9 protein-coding genes are annotated in these 12,189 nt (G+C 52.5%); 5 read left to right on the top strand and 4 right to left on the bottom strand.

Annotated elements, in window-relative coordinates; translation table 11 throughout:
* The first annotated feature begins 192 nt into the window (after nt 1-192).
* Nucleotides 193-408 (top strand): 50S ribosomal protein L31, encoded by a 216-nt coding sequence (gene rpmE / locus EHW58_RS08335; RefSeq protein ID WP_046074736.1) that lies wholly within the window; start codon nt 193-195, stop codon nt 406-408.
* A gap of 254 nt (nt 409-662) precedes the next feature.
* Nucleotides 663-1,916: a malic enzyme-like NAD(P)-binding protein gene (locus tag EHW58_RS08330; RefSeq protein ID WP_046074737.1), complete on the top strand. Its 1,254-nt coding sequence runs from the start codon at nt 663-665 to the stop codon at nt 1,914-1,916.
* Nucleotides 1,917-2,011: 95 nt separating this feature from the next.
* On the opposite strand, the gene metJ is transcribed toward EHW58_RS08330, so the two are convergent.
* Nucleotides 2,012-2,329 carry a met regulon transcriptional regulator MetJ gene (gene metJ, locus EHW58_RS08325; RefSeq protein WP_046074738.1) on the bottom strand — a complete coding sequence of 106 codons (318 nt, stop codon included), beginning with the start codon at nt 2,327-2,329 and terminating at the stop codon, nt 2,012-2,014.
* Between the two features lie 186 nt (nt 2,330-2,515).
* Here metJ and metB point away from each other — a divergent pair, with 186 nt between their 5' ends.
* The 3 genes from metB to metF all read left to right on the top strand — a co-directional run bounded on the left by metB (nt 2,516) and on the right by metF (nt 7,346).
* The gene (gene metB, locus EHW58_RS08320) at nt 2,516-3,682 is read left to right on the top strand and encodes a cystathionine gamma-synthase (RefSeq protein ID WP_077578248.1); all 1,167 of its coding nucleotides are present in this window, start codon (nt 2,516-2,518) and stop codon (nt 3,680-3,682) included.
* Between the two features lie 61 nt (nt 3,683-3,743).
* Entirely contained in the window at nt 3,744-6,185 is a 2,442-nt protein-coding gene (locus EHW58_RS08315) for a bifunctional aspartate kinase/homoserine dehydrogenase II (protein ID WP_152795882.1), read from the top strand.
* Between the two features lie 261 nt (nt 6,186-6,446).
* Complete coding sequence (metF, locus tag EHW58_RS08310) at nt 6,447-7,346, top strand: methylenetetrahydrofolate reductase (RefSeq protein ID WP_077638702.1); 900 nt, start codon at nt 6,447-6,449, stop codon at nt 7,344-7,346.
* A gap of 60 nt (nt 7,347-7,406) precedes the next feature.
* On the opposite strand, the gene EHW58_RS08305 is transcribed toward metF, so the two are convergent.
* The 3 genes from EHW58_RS08305 to ppc form a co-directional block, all read right to left on the bottom strand.
* Nucleotides 7,407-7,955 carry a PadR family transcriptional regulator gene (locus tag EHW58_RS08305; RefSeq protein ID WP_046074742.1) on the bottom strand — a complete coding sequence of 183 codons (549 nt, stop codon included), beginning with the start codon at nt 7,953-7,955 and terminating at the stop codon, nt 7,407-7,409.
* Between the two features lie 64 nt (nt 7,956-8,019).
* On the bottom strand, nt 8,020-9,297 hold the full coding sequence (locus EHW58_RS08300) for an O-acetylhomoserine aminocarboxypropyltransferase/cysteine synthase family protein (protein WP_152795880.1): 1,278 nt from the start codon (nt 9,295-9,297) through the stop codon (nt 8,020-8,022).
* Nucleotides 9,298-9,481: 184 nt separating this feature from the next.
* Nucleotides 9,482-12,115 (bottom strand): phosphoenolpyruvate carboxylase, encoded by a 2,634-nt coding sequence (gene ppc / locus EHW58_RS08295; protein WP_152795878.1) that lies wholly within the window; start codon nt 12,113-12,115, stop codon nt 9,482-9,484.
* Nucleotides 12,116-12,189: the final 74 nt, after the last annotated feature.

Here is a 12,189-nt window from a genome sequence, read left to right as displayed (position 1 = left end):
GTCAGTGTAACGGTTAGCCACACGTTGGCAAAGCCTTGTTGCACCGTAAGAGACACGCGGATTGCACAAAAAAGTTGCGAAAAAGAGGGCGCTTGATTAGAATTGCGCGCCTTAGAAAATGTTTGTTAACGACGTGTGGTGCCCGGCTTAGGATCGGGAGAGCGACACGGCCTTTAAGATGAGGTTATCCCTATGAAAGCTGGTATCCATCCAGAGTACAAAGCCGTCACAGCAAAATGCTCTTGCGGTAACGAATTCGCGTTCAGCACAACCCTAGGCAAAGACATTTACCTAGACGTGTGTGACAAGTGTCACCCATTCTACACTGGTAAGCAGCGTATCCTTGATACCGGTGGCCGTGTTGACCGCTTTAAGAAGCGTTTCGGTGCCCTTAGCAGCAAAAAATAAGCCGCTATTGACCGAATACAGAGAAGGGACGCATCAGCGTCCCTTTTTTGATCGTATCGTCCCTGTCATCGGACAACAGGTCCGAGCATCATCGCGAATGTGCTGTTAGTACTGGTGGACGTTTGCTCCCTGCGTTACCATCTTTTTTATTATACAAACCTTCCCTGTGTGGTTTGTAGAGTGTCTGACTAATATCGGTGACGCTTCCCTGTCGATATTAGTTTCCCCTTCACGATAATAATTAGGAACACTAGATGTCGGACGATAAACGCCAGCAAGCGCTGGATTATCATGCATACCCTACTCCCGGAAAAATTTCTGTTGAATTGAGCAAACCTGCCGACTCGGCCGCGGATCTCGCGTTGGCGTACAGTCCTGGCGTTGCTGAGCCTGTGCGTGAGATAGCGCAAGATGCGGATGCGGTTTACCGCTATACGGGTAAAGGCAACATGGTGGCGGTGGTCTCAAACGGCACCGCGATTTTGGGGCTAGGAAATTTAGGCCCCATGGCTTCTAAGCCTGTCATGGAAGGTAAAGCTTTATTGTTCAAGCGTTTTGCTGGATTGGACTCGATCGACATTGAAGTCAAACACCGTACTATCGATGAATTCGTGGATACCGTGGCGAACATCGCGGATACCTTTGGCGGTATCAATCTCGAAGATATCAAAGCCCCAGATTGTTTTGAGATTGAAAAACAATTAATTGCACGTTGCGAAGTGCCTGTATTTCATGATGATCAACACGGCACTGCCATCGTCACCGCTGCCGGCATGCTTAACGCGCTTGAGCTGCAAGGCAAAGATATCCGCGAGGCGACGGTGGTGTGCATGGGCGCAGGCGCAGCGGCTGTTGCCTGTATGGAGCTATTAATAAAATGTGGCGCTCAGCGGGAAAAAATCTATATGTTGGATCGTAAAGGCGTGATCCATACGCGTCGTGACGACATCAACAAATATAAGCAGCTGTTTGCCAATAACACGGATAAGCGTACCCTCGAAGATGTGATTGAGGGCGCGGATATGTTCGTTGGCGTCTCCGGTCCAGACTTGCTTTCACCCGACGCCTTGAAGCTGATGGCAGATAAACCCGTGGTATTTGCCTGCTCGAACCCAGATCCTGAAATTCATCCGGATGTGGCGCATCAAGTGCGCGATGATCTGATCATGGGAACCGGGCGTTCGGATTACCCGAATCAGGTCAATAACGTGCTCTGCTTCCCGTTTATTTTCCGTGGCGCATTGGATGTACGTGCCAGTGAAATTAACGATGCGATGAAGTTGGCAGCGGTAGAGGCCATTCGCAGCCTAGCCAAAGAGCCTGTCCCACAAACGGTATTAGACGCCGCCGGTTTGTCTTCGCTAAGCTTTGGCCCAGATTACATTATTCCCAAGCCAATGGACGCGCGTTTATTACCTAAGGTTGCCCGCGCGGTAGCGCTGGCCGCCGTGGAAACCGGCGTGGCTCGTATCGAGATGCCAGAAAACTATATGCTCGACAAGGCGTAATGCTTGAGCGTGAGGAAAAGCGCGGTGGAATAGAGCCCGAAAAGGCTGTGCTGAGCACCTATCATTACAGAAAACCCGCCAATCGGCGGGTTTTTTTAGTATTCGCTATCGTCGAACTCGATACCAAGCTCTTCCATGATCCGACGTGCTTCAGCGGGAATGCTGTCGGGTTTATCCTTACGGATATCGTCATCGGTTGGTAGTGGTTGGCCGGTGTAGGCATGAAGAAATGCCTCACACAACAACTCACTGTTGGTCGCATGACGGAGGTTTTGCACCTGACGACGAGTACGCTCGTCGGTAAGAATTTTTAGTACTTTTAATGGGATAGAGACGGTGATCTTCTTTACCTGCTCTTTCTTTTTACCATGTTCGGCATACGGATTAATGTAGTCGCCGTTCCACTGCGCCATGTCTCACCTATCTTGATTATGGAATACCCAGAATGATGCTGCGGAGATTTTAGCTATATTAACCGCCACATGCAAAGGAGTATAGACGTCTAGAAGTGTTGACGTCCCAAAAAGCGCAGGGTAAGGTGGCAGTATGAAACCTGGATCACGCCCACGATGCGCAAACCAGACTAGCAAGGATAGATCATGACTGAGAAAAAAACCGACACTATCGCCGTTCGGACCGGGATTGGGACTGACACCCAGCACCATGCGGTGGTGCCTCCCCTGTACTTATCGACCAATTACCGTTTCCCGGCACTGGGTGATGTGCCTACTTACGACTACGCGCGAGGCGGCAACCCAACGCGTGCGCAGCTCGAACAAGCGCTGACTGACTTAGAAGGGGGCGCAGGTGCGGTGGTGACCAACTGCGGGATGTCGGCGATAAACTTGGTGCTATCTCTGTTGGAGGCTGGCGAGCATATTGTCGCCCCACATGATTGTTATGGCGGCACCTATCGCTTGCTCGAATCGCGTGCCAAACAAGGGATCTGGCAGGTAAGTTTTGTCGATCAATCGGACCATGATGCGTTGGACCAGGCATTGGCCAAACAGCCCAAGCTCGTGCTGGTGGAAACCCCATCCAATCCACTCTTACGCGTGGTCGATATCGCAGAAATATGCCAAAAAGCCCATCAAGTGGGGGCTTGGGTAGTGGTCGACAACACGTTTTTATCGCCAGCTTTGCAAACGCCTTTTGCGCTGGGCGCGGATATGGTGGTGCATTCGACCACCAAATTTATTAATGGCCATTCTGATATTGTCGGTGGCGCGGTGATCGCCGCGACCAGTGAACTTGCCGAGACATTGGCTTGGTGGGGAAATTGCTTAGGGGCGACGGGCAATGCATTTGACAGTTATATGACACTGCGAGGGTTGCGCACATTGGGTGCACGCGTTAAACAACACCAACACAACACTGAAGCGGTACTCAGCTACCTGCAAACGGTGTCGGCAGTGCGGAAAATCTACTACCCCGGGCTGGCCTCTCACCCTGGCCACCAAATTGCTGCGCGCCAGCAAGCGGGGTTTGGTAGCATGCTGAGCTTAGAATTGGATACAGACCAAGCCGGTGTGGCGCGATTTATTGATGGCCTCACGTTATTTGCCCTCGCCGAGTCTCTCGGGGGGGTAGAAAGCTTGGTGACGCATCCTGGTTCGATGACACACAGAGCCATGAGTGACGCCGCGCAAGCGGAGGCGGGCATCGCACCGACCTTGTTGCGTTTTTCCATTGGATTAGAAGATGCGCAAGATTTGGTTGCCGATTTGGCGAACGCCTTTGCCCGTTTAGAGGGTGACACCCCATAGAGGCTGCGCTTCAGTGCGCGCCGCTTTACCGAGATCGATAGACATTAAGAGAGACCTTGCCATGCATGCGCAACCGACGGAAACGTCCCCCGAGTCACCACGCCAATTGCACAAGTTTGGTGGCAGTAGCCTTGCGAGCCCTGATTGCTATCGCCGTGTGGTCGATGTATTGACCGCGCATGCGAGCCAGCAAGACTTAATCGTGGTGTCCGCGGCAGGAAAAACCACTAATCAGCTGATCATGTGGTTAGCACAGTTAGACAAGGATGGACGAGTGGCGCATGAGACCTTGCAAGCGGTGCGCGCCTTTCAGCAAGACTTGATTGAGAACTTGATTGATGGTGAACCCAAGCAGCAGCTGGTGGATGCGCTTTATGCCGATATCGCAACCATTGCGTCGTTGGGCGATCAGGGCGTGAACGAGAGCGACAAAGCGTACGTGCAAGGTTTTGGAGAGGTCTGGTCGGCGCGTCTGTTGGCCCAGTTATTGAAACAGCATCGACGTGCCGCGGTGATGTTAGATTCACGCCAATGTTTGCGCGCCGAGCGCGCCGCTCAGCCGGAAGTAGATCGCGGGGCGTCTTGGCCTTTATTGCAAAATCAGCTTTCTCAGCATGGCGATACGAATGTGGTGATCACCGGCTTTATGGCACAAAATCAAGCGGGAGAAACCGTGCTGTTAGGGCGCAATGGCTCCGATTACTCGGCCACTGTCTTGGGGGCGCTTGCAGGCGTGAGCCGTGTGACCATTTGGAGTGATGTCGCCGGGGTCTATAGTGCGGACCCACGCCATGTTGATAATGCCTGTTTGCTGCCTTTAATTCGTCTCGACGAAGCGGGCGAGCTGGCGCGACTCGCCGCTCCCGTGCTGCATAGCCGAACCTTACAGCCGGTGGCGCAAAGTGCGACCGACCTGACGTTGCGCTGCACCCAAGCGCCGGATAGCGGATCAACACGTATTGAGCGCGTGTTAGCCACCGGGCGCGGGGCAAAAATCATTACGGCGTTGGATGAGGTGAGCTTGCTCCAGTTTGATGTTGCGCGAGGACAAGATTTTCAAGCGATAAAACAAGAGCTCAGCCGGATTTTGTCACAGCTAAAAGTACAGCCATTAGCAACGGATTACCAAGACGACCAGTACCGTATTTTGTTAGCGTTTACCACGGAAGTCGTGGCATTGGTAATGGCGCAAATTCAAGACGCCGGCCTCCCAGCTGAACTCAAACTGCGTGAAGGCTTTACCATGGTGGCGGCGGTTGGGGCAGGTGTGGTGAACAATCCCGTACACTGCCATGGCTTCTATCAGCAACTCAAATCACAGCCGGTGGAATTTATCAGTGAGTCGGCCTCTGGGCTGAGCCTGGTTGCTATCCTACGCCATGTCCACACTCAGGCACTGGTTGCCAGTTTGCATGATGCCTTGTTTCAAGCTCAGCGCCGTATCGGCTTGGTGTTGGTGGGCAAAGGCAATATTGGTACCCGTTGGCTAAGCCTTTTTGCCGAGCAAAAAGCACACTTGGAAAAGCGTCATGGTAAGGAAGTCTCACTGATTTCAGTGGTGGACAGCCGCAACCAATGGCTTGATTTTGCCGGTATTGATGCCACGCATGTGTTGGATGGGTTTGACGAGCGTTGCGAGCCTTATTTTGATGATGAGTGGCTCACCCGTCTACTGAATCACCCGTATGACGATGTGATTGTGTTGGATGTCACCGCCAGTGAGTCATTAGCGTACTTGTATCCGCGACTTGCCGAGCATGGCTTTCACTTAATCTCCGCCAACAAAGAGGCGGGCGCCGCACCCGCCGAGCAGTACCACGCGATTCAGCAGGCGTTTAGCAAAACCGGGCGCCATTGGCTCTACAATGCGACCGTGGGCGCCGGGTTACCGATTAACTACGCGGTGCAAGATCTGCGTGAAAGTGGTGACACGATTGTTGCACTGTCTGGGATCTTTTCTGGCACCTTGTCATGGCTGTTTTTGCAATTCAGTGGTGAGGTCCCCTTTAGCGTCCTGCTTGAGCAGGCTTGGCAGCAAGGCCTAACCGAGCCTGACCCACGGGATGATCTTTCTGGGGCTGACGTGGTGCGTAAATTGGTGATTTTGGCACGTGAAGCGGGCATGTCCCTCGAACCTGAGCAGGTAAAGGTTGAGTCCTTGGTGCCTAAGTCACTGGCTGATCTGTCTTTGGATGCCTTTCTTGATAATGCACACCAAATGGATGAACCGCTACAAGAGCGATTAGACAAAGCGCATAAAAATCGGTCAGTGCTACGTTATGTGGCGCGCTTGGAAGTTAACGGTCACGCCCATGTGAGCCTAGAAACCCTACCCAGCGAGCATCCACTTGCGCATCTATTACCGTGTGACAATGTGTTTGCGATTGAAAGCCAATGGTATCGCGAGAATCCTTTGGTCATTCGTGGGCCAGGGGCGGGACGCGATGTCACCGCAGGCGCCATTCAATCCGATTTAAATCGCTTGATAAGTCGCCTTCACTAACCCGCTAATGGATAACCGTGATCAAGCTGTCTGCGCGCTGCGTAGGCAGCTTTTTTTGTGCCGTTACCCGCGTTGTGAGGTGTGCATTGATGGCTGTGTCGTCTATCTTCATAACACCATGAGTTTTTTTCATGGCTTGCATCGTTGACATTTTATCCGAATCACGACAATCTTTAGACATATGGACGTCTAAACGTATAAATCAAAAGCAGAGCAGAAACAGGCAGACTGAACAGCGTCGTTCGGTGTCAGGGAGAGGATATGAGCTACACACACGCAGGCCACATTGATGCACTCAATCAGAACATTGCTGACTTAGATGGCGATATTAATGTCTCATTTGAGTTTTTTCCTCCCAGCACCCCAAGTATGGAAGAAACCCTCTGGAACTCAGTACATCGCTTAAAAGCACTCAAACCTAAGTTTATGTCGGTAACCTATGGCGCCAACTCCGGGGAGCGTGATCGCACCCATGACATCGTGAAAAGCATTCATGACCAGACTGGTATCGCGGCGGCGCCCCATCTAACCTGCATTGATGCTACTGAAGATGAGCTCCGTCATATTGCCCGTGATTATTGGCAAAATGGCATCCGTGACATTGTGGCGTTGCGTGGCGACTTGCCATCGCCGGAGAAGAAGCCGGATATGTACGCGGTCGATTTAGTCCGTTTGCTCAAAGAAGAGCATGACTTTGATATCTCGGTTGCCGCTTACCCTGAGGTGCACCCAGAAGCGAAAAGCGCGCAGGCGGATTTGATTAACCTCAAGCGCAAAGTGGATGCTGGTGCTAGCCGGGCGATTACGCAGTTTTTCTTCGATGTCGAAAGTTATCTACGTTTTCGTGATCGCTGTGTTGCCGCCGGGATTGATGTGGAAATTGTCCCAGGGATTTTGCCCGTCTCTAACTTTAAGCAGGCGTCGCGCTTTGCCAAGATGACCAATGTGCGTGTGCCGCAGTGGATGCACAAACAGTATCAAGGGCTGGAGGATGATCCTGTCACGCGTCAGATGGTTGGCGCCTCTATTGCGCTTGATATGGTGCGAGTGCTAAGCCGTGAAGGCGTGAAAGATTTTCACTTTTATACCCTCAACCGTGCGGAATTGACGTATGCCCTGTGCCATACCTTAGGGGTTCGCCCGCTTACGGTCACGCCTTAAAAAAATACGCCCCGGTTATGTCGGGGCGTATTAAGTTGCGTGTTGTGTTTGTTGTAGTGATTAAGCACTTGCGGCGAGCATAGTGAGCTCGTCGCGCACTTCCTGCGCCCATGCCATCCATGCACGACGTTGATGGATGCTGCGTCGCAGTGCGAGGCGCATTAAACGTTGTTGTGACGTGAGCAGAGTGACTTGGCCATATTCACGCTGTTCCAGTAGCGTATAGTGATTAAGCAGCTGCTGAGACTCGGCAATCAAGTTATTCACATGATCCAGCATGGGAGCTGGGTCGAGTACATCACAACTGAGTAGTCTGGCGACATACTCGTCACGTGGTGGGGCTAACTTGGGTGTTTGAATAAACCACGCCTCAAGCATCTCAGTGCCGACAGGTGTGATGGCGTAGACCTTCCTATCGGGTTTACCGACTTGCGGCTCCAGGCGGTAGGTGACAGCACCTCGATCGGCGAGCTTATTGAGTTCACGATATACCTGTTGATGGCTGGCTTTCCACACATTGCTGATGGTGGTGGAAAACGCCTTGGTAATATCATAACCCGTGGCCTCGCAGTTGCTTAGCACTGTCAGTATTACATGGGGGAGTGACATCTCTTATATCCACAGTTTTGTTTGTACAACGATTGTTTCCTGGCGGCGGCTAGCCTTCTTTGGGCTATTTCACCGTCGCCAAGGCTTGTTCCAAGTCGGCAATGATGTCATCGATATGCTCAATGCCGACACAAAGACGGATCATCTCTGGCGTTACCCCGGCTTTGGCTTGTTCTTGCTCATTCAGTTGGCGGTGGGTCGTCGAGGCGGGGTGACAAGCCAGCGATTTAGCATCACCGATATTCACTAAACGTTTAAACAGATTAAGCGCATCATAAAATTTCACCCCTTCATCAAAGCCGCCCTTTAAGCCGAATGACAGCAATGACGCGGGCAGCCCACCGCGTATCAGTGACTGGGCGCGGGTATAATGTGGGTGAGCGGACTGACCCGCATAGTTCACCCACGCGACGGCGGGGTGTTGGGCAAGGTAATCGGCCACGGCTTTGGCGTTTTCGCAGTGGCGCTCCATCCGCAGACTCAAGGTTTCTAAGCCTTGCATCAACATAAAAGCATTCATCGGCGAGAGGGCTGCGCCACTGTTACGCAGCGGTACCGTACGTGCGCGGGCAATAAACGCCGCAGGACCAAAGGTCTCACTGTAAACCACGCCATGATAGGCCGGTTCCGGTTGTGAGAATTGCGGGAAGCGGGCTTGATGGGCCACCCAGTCAAAGGTACCGCCATCGACAATCATGCCGCCAAGGGTGGTGCCATGGCCGCCAATGTATTTAGTCAGCGAGTGCACCACGATATCGGCGCCATGCTCAATGGGTTTACACAAAACGGGCGTAGCCACGGTATTGTCGACCACCAAAGGGACACCATGCGCGTGTGCGATTTTGGCAAAACCCGGTATATCCGCGATATTGCCAGCAGGGTTGCCAATCGACTCGCAATAGACCGCTTTGGTGTTATCATCGATCAGCGCCTCAATCGCACTGGCGTCGTCACTCGCGGCAAAACGCACCTCGATGCCTTGCTCGGGAAGCATGTGGGCAAACAAGGTATAGGTGCCACCATAAAGCTGTGGCGTGGCGACGATGTTATCACCGGCCTTGGCAAGTGTTTGAATCGCATAGGTGATGGCGGCTGCACCGGCACTGACGCAAAGCCCTGCGATCCCTCCCTCTAATGCCGCCACCCGTTGTTCCAACACGTCGTTGGTCGGGTTCATGATCCGTGAGTAGATATTGCCTGGCACATCGAGGTTAAATAGATCAGCGCCGTGTTGGGCATTATCAAACTCGTAAGCGACGGTTTGATAGATAGGTGTCGCCACCGATTTGGTAGTGGGGTCGGTCTGGTAGCCGTGATGAATCGAGAGGGTTTCGTCTTTCATGGCAATTCCTTTGCGTTGTTGGGTCGCGTCAGTGCGACCTTCAATAGTAATAATATTATCAATGCAACAGCAAGCATTCGCTGACGCTTTAGCTAAAAAAAACGAGCAGCGGTTGCCGTGACACGACAAATCGATACGGAAACAAAAAAGCCGTACCCTGAGGTACGGCTTGGTGCTCGGTGATTTAACCGGTATTACGTAGGCCGGCGGCAATCCCCGCGATGGAAATCATCAAGGCATCGTCGAGTGATTGGTCCGGATCCTCTTGCTGACGCGTGCGGTATAACAGTTCGGCTTGTAGCATGTTGAGCGGCTCGACATAAATATTACGTAAGCGAATCGCTTCAGCCCCCCACGGGTTTTGCTCCATCAGGTTATCGCTGTTTTCCACCGCCAGCACCACTTGGATATCTTGGCGTAATTGCTCACGCAAGGATTCACCTAGCGGCCAGAGGCTTTCATCGACCAAGCGCTGATCATAGTACTTGGCAATGTCTAGGTTGGTTTTGGTAAACACCATTTCCAGCATCCCGAGACGGGTGGAGAAAAACGGCCATTCGCGGCACATTTCTTCCAGCTGGGCTTTGTGGCCCTTTGCAATGGCGTGATCGATTGCTTGTCCAGCCCCCAGCCAAGCCGGTAGCAATAAACGGTTTTGACTCCAGGCGAAAATCCAAGGAATCGCGCGCAAGCTTTCCACACCGCCGTTGGGGTTGCGTTTAGAAGGGCGCGATCCCAGTGGTAGTTTGCCTAATTCAAGCTCAGGGGTGGTGGAGCGGAAGTAAGGGACAAACTGCTCATGCCCCCGCACTACATCACGGTAGGCTTGGCAGGAGATGTCACTCAAGGTGTCCATCAGCTGTCGCCATTCCTGCTTAGGCTCCGGCGGTGGCAGCAAGTTCGCTTCCAAAATCGCGCTGGTATACAGGTTTAAGCTGTTAACGGCGACACCAGGCAGCCCCAATTTAAAGCGGATCATCTCGCCTTGTTCGGTCACGCGTAGGCCACCTTTTAGGCTGCGAGGTGGCTGTGAGAGCAAGGCGGCGTGGGCAGGGGCACCTCCCCGGCCAACCGTCCCGCCACGGCCATGGAAAAGGGTGAGATTAACCCCTTGTTCATCACACAAATTGACCAAGGCTTCCATGGCGCGATATTGCGCCCAACCCGCGGACATGACTCCAGCATCTTTGGCGGAGTCCGAGTAACCGATCATCACCATTTGAACGTTCTGGGTAAAGCCTCGGTACCAATCAATGGCCAGCAGCTCACCAATCACCGCCTCGGCATTGTTCAGATCGTCCAGGGTTTCGAATAATGGACACACATCCATGCGGAATGGACAGCCGGCTTCTTTTAGCAATAAATGCACGGCCAGCACGTCGGAAGCGGTGCGAGCCATCGAAATGACATAGGCGCCCAAGGCTTCACGCGGCTGTTCGGCAATTACTCGGCAAGTGTCGATCACTTCTTGTACCTCAGGCGAGGGTGACCAATCACGTGGCAACAACGGACGCTTAGACGCCAGCTCGCGAGTCAGGAAGGCTTGCTTGTCTTGCTCGCTCCATTGGGCGTAATCGCCCATCCCCAAATAACGGGTCACTTCTGAGAGTACGTCGGCATGACGGGTACTTTCTTGGCGAATATCGAGTTTGATCAGGTGTACGCCAAAGCATTGCACGCAGCGAAGTAGGTCAAGCAACTTGCCGTCGGCAATAATGCCCATGCCACATTGATGGAGAGACTGGTAACACGCCAGTAATGGTTGCCACAATTGCTGGATGTCGGTCAGGATACCTTGTGATGAGGCGCGTTCGCCTTTCAGTTTGGCATCCAAGTAGTTCAAGGTGTGGGTCAGCTGACTGCGCATGGTTTTGAGGATGGCGCGATACGGTTCGTGCGCCTCGCCGGCCATTTCACGCACAGTGTCATCACACTGTGTCATTGACAGTTCACTGATCAAATCCTGCACATCGCGCAAATACAAATCCGCTGCTTTCCAGCGTGATAACAGCATCACTTCACGGGTAACCTCGCTGGTGACATAAGGGTTACCGTCACGGTCGCCGCCCATCCAAGAGGAAATTTGTACCGGTTTGGCATCAATGGGTAAGTTGATGTCGAGGTGGCTTTCAAGCTGCTGATCAAATTGGCGTAAAAACGCCGGTACTGCTTGCCACAATGAATTTTCAATTACCGCGAAGCCCCATTTGGCTTCATCAAGCGGGGTAGGGCGCTCTTGGCGAATAACATCGGTGTGCCACGCTTGTGCAATCAACTGCTCAAGACGTTTCTCAGTTTTGGCACGCTCTGCCGCCCCCAAATGTTCACTGAGCTCTAATTTCGATAAACATTTATTTATTTGCACCAAGTTATGAATGGTGGTGCGGCGTGCGATTTCGGTCGGGTGAGCGGTCAGCACTAACTCAATTTTTAAATCGGCGATCGCTTGTTGCGCGTCATTGGCATTTATTTCACCTTGGCTGACACGGCGGAGTAAATCGTCGATAGCGTCCGGGCTGCACTCCAACGCGTCGCATTGACGCGAGACGGTGTGATATTGCTCGGCGATATTAGTCAGATTCAAAAATTGGCTAAAGGCGCGGGCGACCGGAAGCAGTTGGTCAGCCGGCAAGTTTTGCAGCACGGTTTTCAGCTTAGCATGATCGTTCTGATTGCCAGCGGCAGCCGATTTTGAGAGCTGACGAATTTCCTCAACTTTTTCTAAGAGTGCTGGACCATGGGCATCTTGGATGGTGTTACCCAGCAGACGGCCAAGCATACTGACATTGCTTTTTAAGGCAGAGTACTTTTCGTTCATAGCGTATCCATTCTGTAACAAAGTTACATCCTACTGTGACTGTAAAGAACCAATCTAGCGAATATTGCGCGATC

Source organism: Salinivibrio sp. VYel1, from assembly GCF_009377945.1.
GTDB lineage: Bacteria > Pseudomonadota > Gammaproteobacteria > Enterobacterales > Vibrionaceae > Salinivibrio > Salinivibrio siamensis.
Note: the sequence above shows the minus strand (reverse complement) of the source record. Positions and strands in the feature narration are given on the sequence as shown.